This is a genomic window from Cohnella hongkongensis (genome assembly GCF_042654645.1).
Classification (GTDB): Bacteria; Bacillota; Bacilli; order Paenibacillales; family Paenibacillaceae; genus Cohnella; species Cohnella hongkongensis.
Genome location: NZ_JBHSEP010000002.1, coordinates 186187 through 206304 on the forward strand (window position 1 = coordinate 186187; position 20118 = coordinate 206304).

Annotated in this window: 17 protein-coding genes; 2 read left to right on the top strand and 15 right to left on the bottom strand. The window is 56.5% G+C overall.

Annotated features, from left to right (window positions below):
• Window positions 1-10 precede the first annotated feature (10 nt).
• Window positions 11-682 (bottom strand): response regulator, encoded by a 672-nt coding sequence (locus ACFO3S_RS04115; RefSeq protein WP_378092569.1) that lies wholly within the window; start codon window positions 680-682, stop codon window positions 11-13.
• Window positions 683-898: 216 nt separating this feature from the next.
• Here ACFO3S_RS04115 and ACFO3S_RS04120 point away from each other — a divergent pair, with 216 nt between their 5' ends.
• Complete coding sequence (locus ACFO3S_RS04120; protein WP_378092571.1) at window positions 899-1432, top strand: hypothetical protein; 534 nt, start codon at window positions 899-901, stop codon at window positions 1430-1432.
• A 303-nt stretch (window positions 1433-1735) separates the two neighbouring features.
• Window positions 1736-4321, top strand: a complete 2586-nt coding sequence (locus ACFO3S_RS04125; RefSeq protein ID WP_378092573.1) for a LuxR C-terminal-related transcriptional regulator — start codon at window positions 1736-1738, stop codon at window positions 4319-4321.
• Window positions 4322-4431: 110 nt separating this feature from the next.
• On the opposite strand, the gene ACFO3S_RS04130 is transcribed toward ACFO3S_RS04125, so the two are convergent.
• The 14 genes from ACFO3S_RS04130 to ACFO3S_RS04195 all read right to left on the bottom strand — a co-directional run bounded on the left by ACFO3S_RS04130 (window position 4432) and on the right by ACFO3S_RS04195 (window position 20090).
• Window positions 4432-4806: a Rieske (2Fe-2S) protein gene (locus tag ACFO3S_RS04130; RefSeq protein ID WP_378092576.1), complete on the bottom strand. Its 375-nt coding sequence runs from the start codon at window positions 4804-4806 to the stop codon at window positions 4432-4434.
• Complete coding sequence (locus ACFO3S_RS04135) at window positions 4803-5900, bottom strand: amidohydrolase family protein (protein WP_378092579.1); 1098 nt, start codon at window positions 5898-5900, stop codon at window positions 4803-4805. Before ACFO3S_RS04135 ends, ACFO3S_RS04130 begins: the two co-directional genes overlap by 4 nt.
• On the bottom strand, window positions 5897-7450 hold the full coding sequence (locus ACFO3S_RS04140; RefSeq protein WP_378092581.1) for an extracellular solute-binding protein: 1554 nt from the start codon (window positions 7448-7450) through the stop codon (window positions 5897-5899). Before ACFO3S_RS04140 ends, ACFO3S_RS04135 begins: the two co-directional genes overlap by 4 nt.
• Window positions 7451-7500: 50 nt before the next feature.
• Window positions 7501-8376, bottom strand: a complete 876-nt coding sequence (locus ACFO3S_RS04145; protein WP_378092583.1) for a carbohydrate ABC transporter permease — start codon at window positions 8374-8376, stop codon at window positions 7501-7503.
• Between the two features lie 12 nt (window positions 8377-8388).
• Window positions 8389-9369 carry an ABC transporter permease gene (locus ACFO3S_RS04150; RefSeq protein ID WP_378092585.1) on the bottom strand — a complete coding sequence of 327 codons (981 nt, stop codon included), beginning with the start codon at window positions 9367-9369 and terminating at the stop codon, window positions 8389-8391.
• On the bottom strand, window positions 9323-10816 hold the full coding sequence (locus tag ACFO3S_RS04155; RefSeq protein WP_378092587.1) for a glycoside hydrolase family 88 protein: 1494 nt from the start codon (window positions 10814-10816) through the stop codon (window positions 9323-9325). Before ACFO3S_RS04155 ends, ACFO3S_RS04150 begins: the two co-directional genes overlap by 47 nt.
• Before the next feature lie 285 nt (window positions 10817-11101).
• Complete coding sequence (locus ACFO3S_RS04160) at window positions 11102-13351, bottom strand: helix-turn-helix domain-containing protein (RefSeq protein ID WP_378092589.1); 2250 nt, start codon at window positions 13349-13351, stop codon at window positions 11102-11104.
• Window positions 13352-13813: 462 nt separating this feature from the next.
• Window positions 13814-15442 carry a chaperonin GroEL gene (gene groL / locus ACFO3S_RS04165; RefSeq protein ID WP_378092591.1) on the bottom strand — a complete coding sequence of 543 codons (1629 nt, stop codon included), beginning with the start codon at window positions 15440-15442 and terminating at the stop codon, window positions 13814-13816.
• Window positions 15443-15471: 29 nt separating this feature from the next.
• Window positions 15472-15756 (bottom strand): co-chaperone GroES, encoded by a 285-nt coding sequence (gene groES, locus ACFO3S_RS04170; protein WP_378092593.1) that lies wholly within the window; start codon window positions 15754-15756, stop codon window positions 15472-15474.
• 212 nt (window positions 15757-15968) lie between these two features.
• Window positions 15969-17240, bottom strand: a complete 1272-nt coding sequence (locus tag ACFO3S_RS04175) for a methyl-accepting chemotaxis protein (protein ID WP_378092595.1) — start codon at window positions 17238-17240, stop codon at window positions 15969-15971.
• Window positions 17241-17397: 157 nt separating this feature from the next.
• Window positions 17398-18180, bottom strand: coding sequence for a twin-arginine translocase subunit TatC (gene tatC / locus ACFO3S_RS04180; protein WP_378092597.1), 783 nt, complete (start codon window positions 18178-18180; stop codon window positions 17398-17400).
• A 97-nt stretch (window positions 18181-18277) separates the two neighbouring features.
• Window positions 18278-18508, bottom strand: coding sequence for a twin-arginine translocase TatA/TatE family subunit (gene tatA, locus ACFO3S_RS04185; RefSeq protein WP_378092599.1), 231 nt, complete (start codon window positions 18506-18508; stop codon window positions 18278-18280).
• Window positions 18509-18549: 41 nt separating this feature from the next.
• Window positions 18550-19599: a molybdopterin-binding protein gene (locus ACFO3S_RS04190; RefSeq protein WP_378092601.1), complete on the bottom strand. Its 1050-nt coding sequence runs from the start codon at window positions 19597-19599 to the stop codon at window positions 18550-18552.
• On the bottom strand, window positions 19596-20090 hold the full coding sequence (locus ACFO3S_RS04195) for a MogA/MoaB family molybdenum cofactor biosynthesis protein (RefSeq protein ID WP_378092603.1): 495 nt from the start codon (window positions 20088-20090) through the stop codon (window positions 19596-19598). The genes ACFO3S_RS04190 and ACFO3S_RS04195 overlap by 4 nt, the downstream gene beginning before the upstream one ends.
• Window positions 20091-20118 lie beyond the last annotated feature (28 nt).

Sequence of the window (20118 nt, forward strand, 5' to 3'; positions counted from 1 at the left end):
GAAGCCGGGGTTAATAGGCGTCTTCCAGAAGCAAATCTTTCAGAATCGAAATCGCGGCCTGTCTGTCGTTCGTGCCGATTTTATTGTAAATGATGCTGATATAGTTCCGGACGGTTCCTTCCCCCATGAACAGCGAAGAAGAGATTTGCCGGTTCGTATAGCCCTCGATCATCAGCTCGATGATCTTCCGCTCACGAACCGTGAAGGAATAGCCGCTTTCCCTCAGCTTGTTCTCGTCGAACGCATCGGCCTTGCCGTCGGATAAAACAGAGAGCTTGGCGGCCAGCTTCGACGCGATCGGCGCAGGCAAAATCACTTCGCCGTTCATCGCGTCGCGTATCGTCTGAACGATGATTCTGGAAGACATATCCTTGAGCAGAAATCCGTCGGCGCCTCCCGCCATGGCGTCGACGATAAAACGATCCTCCGCGAACGTCGTCAGCATCAGCACAACGGTATCGGGATGCTCCTTCTTGATTCGCTTCATCGCGTCGATGCCGTCTATTCCGGACATCTTAATATCCATAAGGACGACGTTCGGCTTATGCTCCTTTACCGCTTGCAAGGCTTCCTTTCCGTTGGCGCACATCGCCACGATCTCGAATCCGTCTTCGGACTGAAGAATGGTCTGAAGACCTTCCCGAAGCAGCCTCTGGTCATCCACGATGATGATGGAAATCAAGTTACCCCACCCTTTGCGTTCCAGTTCAACCTTTTGGTTAAAGTGTAGCAAACGAAGCTCCCGTCGTATAGAGGTACGAAAGCGATCGTGACAGGGATGACGAAGATGATGACAAGTCGTAACTAGTCGCATGAGACATTAGGACCTACGATAAGTGAAGAACTTTGCCGTCGGGGGTCCTGCGGCAATCTCATTTAATGAAGGAGGAACCTTCTCATGGAAGTGAAACAGGCGATTAAAGGCTTGGCTGTCGTTGCATTGCTTGGAGGAATCGCCCGAATCTGCATGGCGCCGTCCGCCTATATTTGGGGTCACAACAGCATGCCCGAGCTGATCAGCGGCTTCGTCGCTTGCGTGCTGATGGGAGTCGGCATTGTCGGAATCTATCTCTATCAGGCGCCGAGAAGCGGCTTGATTGGACTGCTCGCGACTTTGATCCTTTGCGTCTCCGCCGCGTTGACCGCAGCGCTCGTCTGGAACAACATGCTGGGCCTATTGCCGGAGGATCACGACTACATCTCCGCGCTGCTTCCCGTCAATTCCGCTCTGGCGCTGATCGGTCAGGTCGCTTTCGCCATCACGGCGATACGCGCCCGGGTCTACCCGATCTGGTGTCTCATTCTGTTCATCCTTTACCCGGGAATCTATTTCCTTCCCGTCGTCTCCGACCTCGGTTCGGTCGCTTGGGGACTCTGTTACGTCGCATTCGCGATCTATGTTCTGCAGGAGCGGGCTCGCAAAGCTTATTAAGAGCCTCCTCGACGAGAAGGACGTCAAGGGGCTGTCTCATAAGGCCAGAAATGACCTGAGAGACAGCCCCTTTGCCGTGCCGTCCGGCCCCCGTACCTCTATCCCGCTTCTGTCCGTTAAAACGCTCCTCCGCGGCCCGAGCTCGTCTCGAGACCAGAATCCGTCCGATCCCTGATCGAATGCGCCTTCCCGTCGCTCCCGGCGGAAAATCCGTTCCCAAATGATGTAATTACTGATATATTGATGATTAGCAAAAAGAGCGACTCCACAGCATCGAACTCTGCCGGGAATGAGGGAATGACGATGACCGCATCCGCATTTTTCGACGGAAGCCTCCGGCTGCTCCGCGCCAAGCTACATCCGCCGGCCCCGATCGCCCAACCGCTGTTCAGGGAACGTCTGCATTCCGAATTGAACGCGGCCTGGCAGCGGAAATTGACTCTGATCGCGGCCCCGGCCGGATACGGCAAGACCGCTCTCCTGCAATGCTGGACAAGCAGGCTCCGGCAGCCGGTCGCATGGCTTCGACTCGATCCCGGCGACGACGATTTGCGCCGTTTTCTTCTGTACCTGCTTCATGCGCTCCCCTTTCCGTCCGAGGCCAAGCGAGCGCGATGGACCGACCGAATTCGGGAGGAGCCCGCCGCAGGCGTTGCGCTCGAGCCGGAGTCCGTTGCGGCAGACTGGATTGCCGAGCTGGATCGGCTCGAGAGAGATCATCTGCTCCTTATAGACGGCGCGGAATCGATCCGCAATCCGGAGATTGTTCGGTTCCTCTCGCTGTTCCTTCGGTACAGTCCGCCTCAACTGCACGTTGTTCTGTCCGGCAGGCGGGACATCGACATCGGGACAGCCTGGTCCGAAGCCGACGGAGGAGGCCTCCTGTCCGCCGAGGATCTGGCGCTGACGGAACATGAACTTCTCGACTACGTGTCGCGGCACGCCTCTGTCCGGTTGACGGAAGCGGAGGTCGCGGATTTGATAAGCCGCACGCAAGGCTGGTTCGTCGGCGTGAACGCTTATCTCCCTCTGATCCGAAACCGCGACTATGCGCGAGGCGAGCCGAATGCCCATAACCGGGCGGCCCAGTATACGACAACCTATTTCCGCCATCTGATGCGGCACGACGACCCCTCCTCCCTGCTGCCCGCCTTGACGCGGCTATCCGTCGCCGCTCAGCAAAGCGAGCCGCTCGCCCGGCTGTTGACGGACGCGCTAGACAGCCGCCCGACGCTGGCGGCATTGTCTAAGGACGGATGGTATCTGTACCCGGATCGGCACCGGCCGGGCGAATTCGTCTTCCACCCGATGTTCGCCCATTTCTTGCAGCGAACGTTGCGTGAAGCTTCCGAGGACGTCTATGAAACGCTGAAGCTGACATGCGCCCTGTACGAGGAGGAGAGGGGGCAGCTTGCCTATGCGGTCGAGCATGCGCTCGAGGGAGGACACCGGGAGCGGGCGGCCCGCATGCTGCTTCAGCACGCTTCCGATCTGTTGAGGGACCACAATCTGCAGCCGCTTCTCGAGCAGTTCGCGGAAGCGGAACTGCTCCGGCACCCCGGACTCGCGGTCATGTATGCCGACACGCTGATCCACGCGCGCCGAATTAACGCCGCCGAACGTATCGTCGATCTGCTGAGCGGAACTCTGGGGGAAAATCCGAAAGCGGCATTCTCGCCGACCGGAGAAAAGCTCAGCGGCTACGTCGCCGCCCTTCGCTCCATGATTCATTTCTCCCGAAGAGAGACGGAGCTTGGTCTGCACTATATGGCGCAAGCAGCCGAAGAGTTAGAAGGCCCGGGGAAGCTTCATCGCCACTCGCTTTACTTCCATCCTTACACCGCCTCGCTGCTGCGAGGAAAATACGGGCATTACGGCGTGCTGAAATCCGCGCGCGCCACCTGCGAGTTTGGCATGCCGCGTTGGGGGCGGCAGGATACGGCTTACGCCGTCATGCTGATTTGCATGGGAGAATGCGGCTACGAAGAAGGGCGGCTGAAGCAGGCGGAAGCTTATTTGCAGTCCGGACTTCAGCTGGGCCTCGACCTGGACAACCCGGGCCTGTTCGTTCCCGCCTACTTGGCGTGGTCGCAATTGAAGTACAGCAGGGGAGAGAAGGAAGCGGCTTGGGCCGCGCTGCGGGAAGCCCGGCACCAGCTGCTGCGGCGCGGTCTTAGGGAGTCTCTGACGGTTGTCGATGCCGGAGAAGTCAGGCTGAGAATCCGCGAGCAGGATATCCGGCACGTAAGAAATTGGCTGCGGACAGCCCCCATCCGCCTGTTCCCCGCCGTCCCGCACGACCGAATATTCGAAGCGCTTGTCTTGCTGCGAGCCTACGTATGGGACGGGAAAACCTCCGAAGCGTTGGCGTTGGGAGAACAGCTGCTGCACATCGCTTTGCTGACGAATCACCCGAAGGATCTGATCGAGGTCCGCCTCATGCTGGCGCAGATCTACCGCAAGCAAGGAAACGTTCAGCGGGCGTTGGAGAAGCTGGACGGGGCTTTGGCGGAAGCGTATGCGCACGGATACGTTCAACTGATTCTGGATGAGGGCGCTGCTCTCGGCGAGCTTCTTGCCGAATATCGCAGACTCTCGCGACAGCGGGGCAATCCCGCGCTTGCGAAGTTTGCCGCCAAGCTGCTTAAGAGCATGCCCTACGCGGAGAAGACGCAGACCGCCAGCGCTCCCCTCGCGTCCGCTCTCACGAGGCAGGAGCAGCGCGTCCTTCAATTGCTTGCCGAAGGGGCCTCCAATCGAACGATCGCGGAGGTGCTGGCCATCAGTCCCGAAACCGCCAAGAGACATTGCAGACACGTGTATCGCAAGCTGGGCGTTGCGAATCGGAAAGAGGTCTCGCAGTTGGTCTCGGCACAGCAGAGCCATTGACGAGAGAGCTCTCCTGTTCGGCAAAGTCCCCTCCAAGCGGACAGGTTTAAGAAAACAACCGTACTTGGAGGGGAGCCGTTCACGCAGACCTGATGCCGGCCTGGCAAGCTTTAGATATGAACAAACACGTGATCTTCCTGATCCACCGATACGTCATACTTTTCAACCGATACGTCGTAGGTCATCGTTCTCATCCTCGGATCGACCACCATTCGTCCAGTCTTAATGTCGAACTCCCATTGGTGCCACGGACAGCGAACAATCTCTCCTTCACGTTCGTAGCTGAAATTGCCGGGTCCCGACGATGTCACCAAAGCCGTTGTATGGCCGGAGCATAGCGGCGCTCCCTGATGAGGACATAGATTGCGAATGGCGTGGTACGTCCCGTTAATATTGTATACGCCGACGCTCCTGCCGCCCGCTTCGATCATTTGTTTGGAGCCCGGCGGGAGATCCGAGGCTTTGCCAACGAAATACTTGGTCATACGACCTCCTCCGTCTCTCCTCGCGGCGGCAACCCGTAGAGCGCCGCGGCATTTTGATAAAAGATCCGTTCCCGCAAGCTGTTGTCCAGCTTTGGAAATGCCCGGACCGGCGAATCGAAGTCCCAATGCGGATAATCGCTGGCAAACATCAAGCTCTGCTCTGCATGGATCGCTTGCAGAAGCGAAGGAAACAAGGGCATGAACTCATCCGGCGGCAGCTCAATCGGCTGCGAAGTGAACTTGACGTGCTTGCGGAAATATTCGCTCGGCGGCTCCTTCACCCAAGGCGTCTGACTGCGCAGCGCCTTCCATTCTTGATCCATCCGCCATAGATAAGGGGCCATCCACAGCATTCCCGCTTCGATAATCACGAACTGAAGGGCAGGGAAGCGTTCGAAGACGCCTTCGAAGATCATGCTTGCCAGATGCGCCATCATAATTTGCGTGCGCGCCAGCCGATATTCCGCGTAATGACTTACGCGGCCGACTCCGGTAGGAGGGGGATTGATTCCGATCCCCTCCATGCTGACATGAACGGCGAACGGCAAGTGGTTGCGAACGCACGCTTCGTAGATCGGGTAGTAAAACCGGTTGCCGTAAGGCTTCTCGGCCCCATTGGATGCAATGACCTGGACGATCCCGGGGCAAGCGCCGATTCGGTCAATCTCCTTGGCCGCTAGCAGAGGGTCCGACTTCGGAATCATAATCGAGCCCTTGATCCGGGGGTCTGCCGATATAAAGCTGTCGATGGCATAATCGTTGTAGGCCCTGCACAAGGCGGCGGAATAGTCCGGATCCGGCGTTGCCGTAATCGCGTAATCGCCTATTCCGGTTAGAATAGCGTAGTCTACGTTGTATTTATCCAAATGTTCCTTTTGAAAATAGGACAGAATGCTTGATGTCTCGCCGTCTTGAGGAAACCTCTGCTCCTGCATGATCCCCCCTTTCGCGCCGTTCAAATACATCGAGCCTTGCGTCGGGAGCCGCCACCCGAAGGTCTCGATCTGTTCGCAGTAGTGGCGAGGGAGATAGGCCATCACTTCGCTCTTAACCGAAGGAAGGTGAATATCGCAATCGATGATGGACGATTTCATGGATTCTCCGCCTTCTCCTGGGCCCGATAGATTTCCGTAGCCTGCTCGATCCATTGATTGCCGCCCTCCGCCAAATACTTCTTCTTGAAGTCCTCGTACATCGCATCGAGATCGCCGTTCGAGGTAATGGCAACCATCCGGAATTCGACCTCCATATCGTCCAATATCGTTCCGACTTCCTCCTGGATCTTCGGCAATTCATAGAGGTAGACATCGTCTATCGTATTTTCCATAGCCATCTTGCGCGCCTCGAGCGTGACCTCGTTGAACAGCCGATCGCGAAGGCCGCCGATTCGGTACATAATACGCGAGTAGATATAGCCTCCTTCGTTCCGCAGCTGTTCGGCATCGTCATAAGGAGAAATCCATTCGAATTCGCCTTTGTCGTTATATTTGTGATGCACGCCTTCAAGCCCGGCCCAGGTTAACGCGTAGCCCTCTTCGCTAACCAGGAAATCCAGCACCTTCATGGCCGCTTCCGGATGCTTCGCTTTGCCGGAAATCACCGTATATGGGGCGCTGTCCTCCAGCACCGGTTTCAGATAGCCGCCTTGTCCGTTCGGCCCCTTGATGACGGCGTAGGCAAATTCAGGCTTCGGATCTTCAACATATCGGGTAAGCCAGTTCTGGGTGATTCCGTCCGCATTGAAATTGTACGCTCCGACTTTCCCGTTCCATATCTTCTCGTAAGATTGCAGCGCCGGCACCGTCGCGAACTCCGGATCGATCAGCCCTTCTTTATACAGCTTATTAATGTACTTGATCGCATCGAGGTAACCGGGAGCCAGCATCCAGGGAACGACTTTGCCGTCGACCAGCGCTTGTCGCGTGAACGGAACGCCGAAGGCCGTAAAGAGATGCGTCCAGGTTTGGTTCGCGCCGAAGGTCAAGCCGAGACCGATCGTGTCGTTCAGCCCGTTCCCGTCCGGATCGTCATTCACGAAGGCGCGCAGCACCTTCTCGTATTCCTCCAGCGTCGCCGGCATTTCCAGTCCGAGGTTATCGAGCCAATCCTTGCGAATCGCAAGCGCGTTGCCCGGAAACCAGCCGTAGGGAATGCCGTAGATTTTCCCGTCCACCGCCGCCGGCCCCTTCATGTACTCGCCCTTATTTTCCAACAGATTTGATCCGTTGGATTTGAGCACGTCATCCAGCGGCATGATCACGCCGTTCCCCGCCATTTCCTTCAGGCTCGTTTTGGAAACCTCGAATATGTCGGGCGAGTTCCCGCTGACGATCAGCGTATTCAGACGGTTGCCGTAGTCGGCGGTGACGACGGATTCCACTTGCACGTTGACGCCCGTTCTTTTGCGAATTTCCTGAATGACCGGGTTATCTTCAGGGAAATCCGTATCCCTTTTCATCAGAATCGTAACCGTCGGAGAGTCGGCTGGTTCCTGGGCGGGAGCTCCCGCAGAGGCCGGAGGCTGCGACGCGGATCCCCCCGGGCTTGCCGTAGGGCCTGAGCCGGAGCTGCTGCATGCCGTTACAAACAACAGAATCAGAAGAAAGATGAAGTTCAACCCTTTTAAAGACGCTTTCCTATTCATAGTAATCCTCCTCATATGGGGTTTTTCGGGGACGAAAGTTTGCCTATGCTTCAACCTTTCACAGAGCCGATCATAACGCCCTTGACGAAATATTTCTGCAGAAACGGGTAGATGACCAGCATAGGCAGAATCGATGCTACGATCGCCGTCATCTTCAGCGTTTCCTCGGACACGTTCGCCATCACCGCGCTGTCATCCAGCCCTTTTGACGATTCCATCGCGCTATAATTCAGCATCGTTCGCAGAAATACAGGCAACACCTCCTTATCTTGAGAATGGAGATAAAGCACCGCATCGAAATACGAGTTCCAATGGAACACGCCGTAAAATAGGGAGATCGCCGCGATGACCGGCATCGACACCGGAAGAATAATCGAGAACAACACGCGCATCGGCGAAGCGCCGTCCATGCTTGCCGACTCCTCGAGCTCGGGCGGGACGCTCTGAAAATAATTTTTCATAATGAAGAAATTCCATGCGCTGATCGCCGAAGGAACGATAAGCGCCCATAACGTATCGACGAGACCGAGGCTGTTCACCAGCAAATAAGTCGGAATCATGCCGCCGCTGAACAGCATCGTGAAGAAGATCATAAGCGTGAGCGGCGTCCGCCAGAGGAAACGCCGAAGCGATAGCGGATACGCCAGCGTCGCCGTAAAGACGACATTGACCAGCGTGCCGACGAATAGCCGGAACAGCGAATTGGAATAGGCTTGCCCGACTCCCGAATTTTGAAACAGTCTGACATAGGAGTCGAACGAAAATCCCCGCGGAAGAAGGAACAGCCCTCCTCCCATAGCCAGCTTCGGATCGCTGAACGAATACATCAGAACGTGCCAGAACGGATAAAGCGTCACGATCGCAATGATTAGCAGGAAAGCATTTAAGGACCACTGGCCGAGATTTTCAAGTCTGATTGCCTTCATCCCCTTCCTTATCTAGATGAGCCCGCTCTCCCTGTCGATCTTTTTGGCGATAGAGTTCGTAACCAGCACCAGGATCAGCCCCACGACGGATTTAAACAAGCCGGTGGCGGTGGAGAGGTCGTATTTCGCTTCATTAAATGCCAGCTTGTACAGATACGTATCCAGAATTTCGCCGACCTCATACACTAGCGGGCTATAAAGCGCGAACACCTGCTCCAGACCCGCGTTCAAGAAGCTTCCGACATTAAAAATCAGCAAAATGACGATCGTAGTCCGAAGGCCCGGAAGCGTAATGTGCCAGATTTGCCGCCATTTCTTAGCGCCGTCCACCTTTGCCGCCTCATACAGATGCGGATCAATCGTCGCGATGGTGGCCAGATATAAGACGGTGCCGAAGCCCGCTTCCTTCCAGATGTTCGATCCGATCAGCAAGCTGCGAAAGGTTTCCCGGCTGCCCATGACGTTAAAGATCGTTCCCTCGTGCCCGAACCAGCCGGCTATTTCTTTCACGATGCCGGTGGTGGGCGATAAAATCGCGTAGATAATGCCGCCGATCACGACCCAGGATACGAAGTGCGGCAGGTAGACGCTCGTTTGCACGAATTTTTTGTACGTCTTGTTTCTCACTTCGTTAAGAAGCAGCGCCAATAGGATCGGAGCAGGGAACACAAAGATCAGCTGGTAGAAGCTGATGATTATCGTATTTCTTAGCGCCCGCCGGAATCCGGACATCTCGAACAGCTTCGTGAAATGATCGAATCCGACCCAATCGCTGGCCGCAATTCCTTGATAGATGTTGTAATCCTTAAACGCAATTACAATTCCGTACATGGGCCCGTAGTCGAAAACAAGGAAATAAACGAGGCCCGGCAATGCCATCAGATAAATCCATTTATCCTTGCGCAGCAGCTCGAACGTTCGGCGCAGTCGACCGGTTCGTTCGTCATCAACCTTTCCTTTCTTCTTTGGAGCCTTGCGCATTAACGGCAGCATACAGCTGCGCCATCAGCCCCATTCCCATCTGCGAGATGACGCGATATCCGCCTCGCTGCAGCTCCTCGCCTCCCGCATTATGCTGGGATACCCCCGAGAGGAAACCGTCCGGCGTCAGATGCGTTTCGAGCCGGCGCAAGCTTTCTTCCGCCGCCATGAGCGCTCGGGAATCGAGAAGACCGCTTCTCGCTCCCAACGCCAGCGCCGCTGCAATGCCGGCGGAACCCGAGGTTTCTGCGCCGGTCTCCGGTTCTCCAAGAAAGCACGGCCATAGCCCGTCCGGCTCTCTCCGGGTCAAGGCCGCCTCCGCGATGCGGCGAATTTCCTCCGCCATCTCCTTCATTCCAGGCAGTCCGGCGTACGGCGAGCGATGCAGCTCCAGCCAAGTTCGGGTGAGTCCGAGCATATACCAGGCATAACCGCGGGCCCAATTGCGGAACGTGCGCGGGCGTCCGTCCCCGTAGCTTCTCAGGTACAAGTCTGGCCCGTCCGTCAAGGCGTCCCGCCTATTCAACAGCTGCACGATCGCCATCTTCGCCAGCTTCTCCCGACGCAATCCGACAGCTGCCGCAGCCATCGGGTAGGCGACGGTGTATGCCCCCTCGGCAGTAATCGTGTTTCCGTCGGTGACGGATCCGTTCGCATCAGGACTCCGCACAAGCCAGAAGCCTGCCGCTTCCTGAACTAACGGACAGTCCGGATGCAGCTTGGCCATGACGCCTACAGGCAAAGTGCTCTCGATTCCGGAGAAGCTTCCGTCGGAAGGCCGGCCGTACAGGTCCTCGTATCGAAGTCTTCCGCTATCGTCGACAAATTGACGCAGATGACGGTCGATCGCCTGCTCCATCGAATGCTCTCCCAGCAGCAGGCGCAGATCGTACATGCCGTCAAGCACGCAGCCCTCGAGCCAGCCGAAGGGCTGCAGAGCGGCCAGCGACTGCATATTCCGCAGGAAGCCCTCGATTCGGCGTCCGTCCTTGCCCATCCATAGATGAGGAGTGAACGACTGGCGCTCCTCTTCCCCGTCCAATTCGTCAAATATCCAAAGCGGATCGTCCGTCCCTGCGGATCGTAGACCGATGCCTTCCTCATAAATGCCGTCCAGCATCTCCAAGGACATCTCCAGCTCAAATGGCTGAAACACATAGGCGCAGCGAACGTCGATCCATCCGATTGTGCTTCCCGATCTTGCAAGGAACACCTCGATGCGCTGCATCTCGCGCATCTCTACGGCAACGGTTATTCTAAAACGCAGGCAGTCGGCGGAAAGCCGCAACCGAGGAAAACTGCGCGTTCGTTCCCATGTCAGAATCAGTTCCTGCCCGCGCGCCCCGATCGGCACCGCTGTCCATCCGGCGGGAAGACGTTTGCCTTCCGGCAGCATCTGCCGCGCACCGTGTGCCGACTTATTGACAAGCTCGCAGCTTAGCCGTATTCCGCAGTCCAATCTCGCTTCCTCCTTTATCGTCTTCCAGCCCATACTATACCCGGCCCTCCGGCTCCAACCAACCTCCAAGATTCGCCCTGCCCTGCAATATTCTCGCCGTCCTAGGGATCGGCGGGATCACGTTGATATCGGAGGCGATTTAGATCGGGATAACGAATCTTATACTTGCTGAATCACCAAAAAAAGCCCGGGGATCCGCGAAGACGCACTTTCCGTGCCGTTTCGCAGAACCCGGACTCATCGGTGACCGCTTACCCTACCCTTTTCTCAAAGCATGCCTTATTCTCACGTTGCTTTTCTTTCCAATCCCCCAGCCTTCCGAAGCTCGAACGGCGTAATTCCCTCCATCTTCTTAAATGCCCGGGTGAAGGACAAAGCGTTCAGATAGCCGACCTCCTGGGAAATTTGTTGAATAGGCGTCTCTGTTTCCAAAAGCATCCGCTTCGCCTGGTTAATTCTGCTTTTCATTAAATAATCCACGAAGTTCTCGCCAAATTGCTCCTTAAACAGTCTGCTTAACGTCTTGCTGTTCATGTCAAACTCGGAGCTAAGGGACGAGAGCGACAAGTTCGGGTCGGCGTAATGCCGATCGATATATTCCCTGATCTTGCTCATCGCTTCGGCGTGTCCGTTCCTCTTGCGAATCGCCTCCATGCGAATGCCTGCGGCCACTAAAATCTCGCGAATGCCGCCGCCCATCTCCTCCGCCGAAGCCTGCTCCTTCATCGCCCGTTCCAGCTCCGGATCGAATTCCGCGTTCCATACTACCTGCATCTCGTCCGACATCTGGGACACTTCCCTGCGAATATGGTAGACGAGCCCCTGAAGCAGCATGTCGATATCTTCTTTGGGAGCGAGCTGTTTCTTCGCCTGGTCTAGCCAATCGTCGAGCCGCTCCCGCCAATCGGGAACGGCCAGTCGATACTGGACGGCAAGGTCGCGCGAAGAAACGATCATCCCCAGATGACCGGATCGGACCGTTCCTTCGAGATCCCAATTCCCGATCAGCCGGTTTTTCCCCAAGCTCAGCTTATATTTCAGCAACTGCCGGGCCTCCCCGTAAGATACGGAAATTTGCTTCGTATCCCACACCGGACTGCCGAGGCCGATGCTGATCTTGATGTTCAGATGGTGGTCGATCCAGATCAGCGCCTGCCTCAGAGCCGCCACGATTGTCTCCTGCTGCGCTGGATCGTCCCTTCGAACCGGATACATCATGGCGACCTGATCCGCCGAGACCCAATCCGCCCAGGGCTGCGGCCGCATCGCTGCATGATCCATCTCGACCAACGCGTTGTACATGGCGAACTTCAGCGCGGACAGCTCGCGCTCGCCGAACTTCGCGCTGAAAGCCGGATAGTCATCCATTTCCACGACCGCTAATAGGAAGCCTTCGAGGTTCGGATCCCAATCGTGCAGCGCCAATTGCTGCCGGGCCTCCTCCGCCGTCCCCGAAAATCCTCCTTCCCTCAGCTCGGCAAACAGGATTCTCCTTTTGATTAACGTATGCTCCATATGCTGCTGTTCGAATGTCGTCGATTGTTCGATCATTCTTTCCAGCACCTGTTCCAAAAATCCGAACTCGTCATGATGCGGTTTCTTCTCGAAGGGCAGCTTAACGCTCGTCACAAGCCGGTCTACTTTGGACACGATCGCGTGAACCGGCTTATAGTTCCTTCGGGTGGTATATACCGTCCAGAGCAACCCGAGGCACACGACAATAAAGCCTGCTGCCGCATACAGAATGGCCGCCGTGTTCAGAATGCCGTTCAGAATGCCTTCGGAGTAGCCGAGCCGAATCGTATACCCCGTGAAGCTTGAAGTATCGACAGCGGTCGCTTTGACTCGCTTGGGGCCCGATCTGAGAATCTCGCGGCCTTCCGCATCCGTCACTTCCACATAGGTGCTGTCCGGATCGGTCAGCCGAGCGACCAGCTCCGTCAGGGCGTTCACGCCGACATTCATGACGAGAAGCCCGCCCGCCTCTCTAGAGATCGGAATGGAGCGCGCCAAGGTCACGACCCGAACCGGCGGCTGGGCATCGAATTCCCTGTAATCCCTTACGCCGTTCCAAGCGGTTCTGTCCGCCTCGGTTAATCGGACAGCCTTCTCAATAAAATCGCGATCGCCGTACTGATCGAGCGTTGTTGTCGCGTTCATGGATTGCACGGATCGATCCGAGAATCGATAGACGTACATCGAATGAATCATCGGATGCTTTAAAGCGACCTTTCTCAGCATGACGGAGAGCTCGTAGGTCTTATAATAAGAAGCGCGCGCCGGGCTTAACTGCGCCAGTTGAGCAAACTGCGATTTATCGAGCAGTTCGTTAAACATGACTTGCTCGCTCAAGCGGACCTCTCTGTCGATAGCGGAGTTCACAAACTTTGCCATCACCAGGCTTTCCTTCTTTAGCGATTCCTGGGACAAGTATGCCGAGCCCGCCAGCGTCACCAGTACGAGAATAGTAAACACGCAGAAAACGATCGGCAAGTAGGATACAAGCAATTGCTGATAATACCCCTTTTTTTTCATCTCGCGGTCCCCCCTTTGCTTCCGCAATCCGATTTTCCTTCCTATTATGATCTTCAACTATTTTTGTAGTGTTTGAGGGGAGTTAGACCGCTGTAACATCCATGCGCCCGCAGGAAGTAAAAATCAAAAAGGGGCAGAGGAGTTTAACAAATCAGCATCATATTTTATCTAAAGGAGTGATTCTCCATGTCAATGTATCTCGGTGGAAAACGCTTTAATTTTAATCGTTATGTTGCAAATCGATCGGGCTTGAACAGAACCCTCGCAACTGCTTGACCTTCATGCTTTCCAAAAGTAAAATCCATTTGTTGTCCCCCTAGAATTACAAAACACCTTAGAGTCTGCGAAGTCCAGCAGACTCTAAGGTGTTTTGCTAACTAGCCAATCCGGTGTGGTCAAATTGTGGTTAAACGGCGTTCCTCCAAGGAAGAACCCTTGATGCTACAGGCTTTTCAGCCTATATTACATCATGCCGCCCATTCCGCCCATGTCCGGCATGCCGGCGGCTGGCGCTTTGTCTTTCTCCGGCTTGTCGGCGATGACCGCTTCGGTCGTCAGGAAGACGCTCGCTACGGATGCCGCGTTCTGCAGAGCAGAGCGCGTCACCTTCACCGGATCGATGATGCCGGCTTCGAACATGTTCACCCAATCGCCGGTAGCTGCGTTGTAGCCCGTGCCTACCGCTTCCTTCTTCAGACGCTCGACGATGACGGAGCCTTCTTGGCCCGCGTTAGCGGCGATCGTGCGGATTGGCTCTTCCAGAGCGCGCAGGATGATGTTGACGCCCGTCTTCTCGTCGCCTTCGGCGTTCACGCCTGCCACAGCTTCGTATACGTTAACGAGCGCAGTGCCGCCGCCGGATACGATGCCTTCTTCGACAGCCGCACGAGTCGCATTCAGAGCGTCTTCGATGCGCAGCTTGCGCTCTTTCAGCTCGGTCTCGGTAGCCGCGCCGACCTTGATTACCGCAACGCCGCCGGCCAGCTTAGCCAGACGCTCTTGCAGCTTCTCGCGGTCGAAGTCGGAAGTCGTTTCTTCGATTTGCGCTTTGATTTGGTTCACGCGAGCATCGATGTCGGCTTTGTCGCCCGCGCCGTCGACGATGATCGTGTTTTCTTTATTCACGCGCACTTGACGCGCCGTACCCAGCTGCTGCAGGGAAGTGGACTTCAGCTCGAGGCCGAGCTCTTCCGTGATCACTTGACCGCCCGTCAGAGCGGCGATGTCTTGCAGCATCGCTTTGCGGCGATCGCCGAAGCCCGGAGCTTTAACGCCAACGCAAGTGAACGTGCCGCGCAGGCGGTTCACGACGAGCGTGGACAGCGCTTCGCCTTCGATGTCTTCTGCGATGATCAGCAGCTGCTTGCCGGACTGAACGACTTTCTCCAGAATCGGCAGCACTTCTTGAATGTTGGAGATTTTTTTGTCGGTGATCAGGATGAGCGGATTCTCGAGAACAGCTTCCATCTTGTCCGTATCCGTGATCATGTACGGAGTGATGTAGCCGCGATCGAACTGCATGCCCTCTACCACTTCAAGATCGGTGTTAAAGCCTTTGGACTCCTCAACCGTAATGACGCCGTCCTTGCCGACTTTCTCCATCGCGTCGGCGATCAATTCGCCGACTTCTTCATCGGCAGCGGAGATCGCGGCGACTTGAGAAATGTTGCTGCGGCCTTCGACAGGCTTGGAAATTTCCTTCAGTCTTTCGACAGCGGCTTTAACCGCTTTGTCGATGCCTTTGCGGATGACCATCGGGTTAGCGCCGGCCGTTACGTTCTTCAAGCCTTCGCGAATCATCGCTTGCGCAAGAACGGTAGCCGTCGTCGTTCCGTCGCCGGCAATATCGTTCGTCTTCGTGGCGACTTCCTTCACGAGCTGAGCGCCCATGTTCTCGAATGCGTCTTCCAATTCGATTTCTTTGGCGATCGTCACGCCGTCGTTCGTGATCAACGGAGAGCCGAATTTCTTCTCCAGCACGACGTTGCGGCCTTTCGGGCCCAGCGTAACCTTAACCACGTTCGCCAATGTATCCACGCCGCGAAGCATCGCGCGACGAGCGTCTTCACTGAAACGAATTTCTTTAGCCATTTCATTAACCTCCTCGAGTGTTCTAAGTATTAGCCGACGATCGCGTGGATGTCGCTTTCTTTCATGATCAAATACTCTTTGCCTTCGTATTTGATCTCCGTGCCGGCATATTTAGAGAACAATACACGATCTCCCGCTTTCACTTCCAGCGCGACCCGCTCGCCATCCTTGGTCAACGATCCGATGCCTACCGCAACGACCGTTCCTTCTTGCGGCTTCTCTTTTGCCGTATCCGGCAGCACGATGCCGCTTACCGTTTTTTCTTCCTTGGCGTTCGGTTCCACGAGAACGCGGTCCCCTAGAGGTTTAATCATGTAAATAGCCTCCTTCTAAATTTTGTTTATGGACTTGAAGCCATTTTGTTAGCACTCAATTGTCTCAAGTGCTAATAACCATTTTCTATGATACGGAATTTAAAGCCGCTTTTCAAGTCCTTTTCCGTTAAACCTGTACAAAAAAAATACGAGTCCGCAACTGGGCGGACTCGCTTGGAAAGACCGATTTCTATCGTTCCGGATAACGGAATCTACGCTTTGAAATTGCCGACCAAGCCTTTCAGGCGGGAGGCCATCGAGCTTAAGTTGTCGGCGGTTCTCGCCATCTCCTCCGTCGAGGACAGCTGCTGCTCCGTCATCGCCGACACCTGCTCGGTGAACGACGCCGTCTCTTCGGTAATCCGGGAGATGTCCTGGGTCGACTGGACGACGCTTGCCGCCCCGGCGGACATCTGCTCGACGGAAGCCGCCACCTCCACGATGTTGGAGCTCAGCTGACCGACCTTGGCCACGATGTCGCGGAACGTTTCCTCCGCGTTCTGCATGCCTTCCACCGCTGCAAATACTTGCCCGGCGCTCTGTTCGAACATCGTCGCGACTTGTCCGATGTCCCCCGACATCGTCCCGATCGTGTCGCCGATCTGAACGGCAGACTGCTGAGTCTGGTCGGCAAGCTTGCGGATTTCGCCGGCGACGACGGCGAAGCCCCGGCCGTGCTCTCCGGCGCGCGCGGCTTCGATCGCCGCGTTAAGCGCCAGCAGATTCGTCTGGTTGGCCACTTCCGAGATGTAGCTGATGACCTCTCGGACTTGCTCGGACTTCTGATTAAGCCCCCGAACGACTTCCTGCAGGGAGCGGAACGCTCGGCCGACCTGATCGATCTCGGCCGAAGTCGACTGCAGCAGCTCCGATCCGGCGGCTGCGCGGCTGACGGTCGTCTGCGCGGAGTCCGAGACGCTTGTCGTCGTTCCCGCCACCTGGCTGAGCGCATCGAGCGTCTCCTGCATCGTCGCGGAGATCTCTTGCGATTGCGCGACTTGCGTCTCGGAGCCTGCGGCCACTCTTTCCACCGCTCTGGACACCTCTCCGCTGACGCGGGCGTTCTCTTCGGTGCCCTGCTTGAGCAGGATGGCCGAAGCGGCCAGCTCCGCGGTGCTGTCCTTGAGCTCCTTCATCATTTTCTGAAGCCCGTCCAGCATTTGATTGGCCGCATTAGCCAGATCGCCCATCTCGTCCGTCGATTGAATATGTATGCGTCTCGTCAAATCTCCTCCGGAGGAGGCAATGTTCCTCAGCGTAGCCGTCACGTTCCCGATCGCCGCCGTCAGATTGCCGGACAGCCACTTCAGCCCGAGGGCGCCTCCGACAAGCAGCAGCGCGAATAGGACGATCACCACGATGAACGTGCCGGATTGGTCGGCCAGATTCGTCCCTGTAAGCAGCAGCACGAAGGCAGCCGCCAGCAGCACCACCATTCCCAAATAGCCTAGCGCTAACTTCCGTCCTAAAGTCATATCCCGCATTCCTGTCCCTCCCGAGATTATAACCCTCATGTAAGCCCTTACTCGAATCAAGTGTATCATAATTCTTCCATTTGGAATATCGAAAAATGATACTTTATCCTTCTTAATGAGGTAAAAAGTTGCAATTCGGGAGACTCAGGGCGGCAGTCCTATTTTCCTACTCGTTCAGCTCCAGTTCCAGCTCTCTTTGCTTCTGCCTCTTCAGCCGCTTTCCGTAAGCCATCGAGGACAGCATGACGCTCAGCTCATAGAGCAAAATTAGAGGGACGGCGACGAGCAAATCCGACACGACGTCGGGCGGAGTCACCAGCACGCCGATAAAAATGAGAATAAACCAGGCCAGCTTGCGCATTCTCCTCAGCAGCGCCGGGTTGAGAATGCCGATGCGGGTCAGAAACAAAATGAGGAGCGGGAGCTCGAACAGCAAAGAGATCGGAAGCAAAATATTAAACAAAAACGAGAAATATTGCGTCACCCCGTAGGTCTGCTCCAGGCCGAGACTGTTGGTCACCTGCCCCGTGAACAGAAAAGCCATCGGAAAAACGACGAAATAGGAAAAAGACAACCCGATCAGGAACATGACGAGCGCGCCGGGAACGAATTGCAGCGTCGCCCTCTGCTCCCTGGGGCCCAAAGCCGGGCGCACGAACGCCCAGAGCTGGTACATCGTAAACGGAATCGTCGCGATGAAGGAGATCAGGATCGCGAACTTCATATAGAGGCCAATCGCGTCCCACGGGGAGAACGCGTGAAGATCGAGATGGTCGATCGGCGCGGCTGCCACCAAATAATCGAATAGCGGCTCGGAGCCGAAAAGCCCCCCCGCCAATCCGACCACGAATACGATCAAGCAGTAGATCAGTCTTCTCCGCAGCTCGCCCAAATGCTCCGTCAGCGGCATCCATTCCGAATCCCGCTTCGAAGCGGCTGTGTCTTTCATTCTTCTCGCCTCCATGCAGCAACAAGGCTGCCCCTTCGCCAGTCGCTCTTCGGCGCGAGGGACAGCCCCTTATCGATGTTCGTTCCCCAAGTCCCGATTATTCGGGAAGGCGGCGCTCCGCCTTAGGCTTGTCCGTCTCTTCCGGTGAGACGTCCACGCGCTGCGTACCCCGATCCTTGGGATCGTCCATCAAATCGTTAGCGCCCTTCTTGAATTCGCGCAGCGTGCGGCCGAAGGCTCTGCCCAGCTCGGGCAGCTTGTTCGGTCCGAATAACAGCAGCGCAATCAGAACAAGCAGAATAATGCCCGAAGCACCAATGCCTGACATGTCGTTAACCTCCTCTTGATATGCGGCGTACGGAATACTCATCAGCGATGAAGGCCGCCGTATCCCATCTCGACGATATCCTCTCTCACTATCGTATCTCCAGCCAATACTCTGGATAGCAAAACATCGAATGACGTATAAGGATCGTGCATGACGCAGCCCGGCAATCCGAAGATCGGCACGCCCTGCAAGTAACCGAACAGCAGCATCGAGCCCGGGAGCATCGGCGTTCCGTAGCTGACGATGTCCGCGCCGGCCTCGGCGATCGCTGCCGGCGTGCGGTCGTCGGGATCTACCGACATGCCGCCAGTCACCAGTATCATATCATACCCTTGTTTCCTTAAATAGTGAATTTCATTGACAATTGTATGACGGTCGTCCGGCGCAAACCTCTGCTCTGCGACCTCGGAGCCGAATTCGGCAAGCTTGGCCGATACGGCGGGACCGAATCTGTCCCGAATGCGCCCCGAATACACTTCGCTGCCCGTCGTCAGAAGGCCGGCCTTCATCCGGCGGAAGGGCCGAACGCTGACCGGCGCGTCCCCCCACGCGTCCCGGAAGGACTGGGCGATGCGCTCGACTTCTTCAACTTTGCCCGCCGGAACGATGAGCGGAATCGCGCGCGTCGCCGCCAGCGCGTCGCCCGGACGAACGACGCGGCGGTCGACGACGGTTGCAAGCGCGATATCTCCCAGGCGATTGATGGCGTCTACCGCTTCGCGGGAGATCGAGACCAGCCCGTGAACGGTCGACTTCAGGGTCACTTTGCCCTCTCCCGGCTCGCCGCACGCGACATGGCTCCCGCTTAAAGCTCTCGCCATCCGCAGGGCGGCGTCGTCTTCGTGCAAATCCGTGTCCGCCAGATCGATGATATACAGATTTTCCTTGCCGATATCTTTCAACCGCGGCAAGTCCTCCTCGGTGACGACATGGCCTTTGCGAAACAGCCTGCCCTTGAACTCTCCCGGCAAAATCTGCGTCAAGTCGTGGGCCAGCACCATGCCGACGGCATTCTCGACCTTCACTTCCGTCAGCCTCGACGAGCCGATCCGGGTGACGCCGGCGCTCCGTCCTTGCTCTGGGTCGTTCATCCTTGTCGCTCCTCCCGCATGCCCTTGACCTGGTCGAGCGCCTCGGGAAGCAGATCCATCACAGCCATCAGATGATCGTGAACTCCCTTCGGATCGCCGGGCAAATTCAAGATCAGCGTGCGGCCGCGAATGGCGCACACGCCGCGGAACAGGAAGCCGTGACGCATGCGCTGGGATACCGACGAGCGCATCGCTTCCGGGATGCCCGGCACGAGCCGCTCGGCTACCCGAATGGTAGCTTCCGGCGTCACGTCGCGATAAGCCAGCCCCGTGCCGCCCGTCGTCAAAATCAAATCCGCCTGAAAGTAATCGGCCATCTCGATCAGCGCAGCGCGAATCTCATCCTGCTCGTCGGGGACAATCCGGTAGTCGACGATATCTCCGACCAGCTCCTCCTCGATCAATTCGCGGATTACCTGAGCGCTAGTATCCTCGCGCTCCCCTCTCGCTCCTTTGTCGCTAGCCGTCAGCAAGCCTACCTTCCACCGCATGGCTTCTTCCCTCCGCCCCATAAGTACG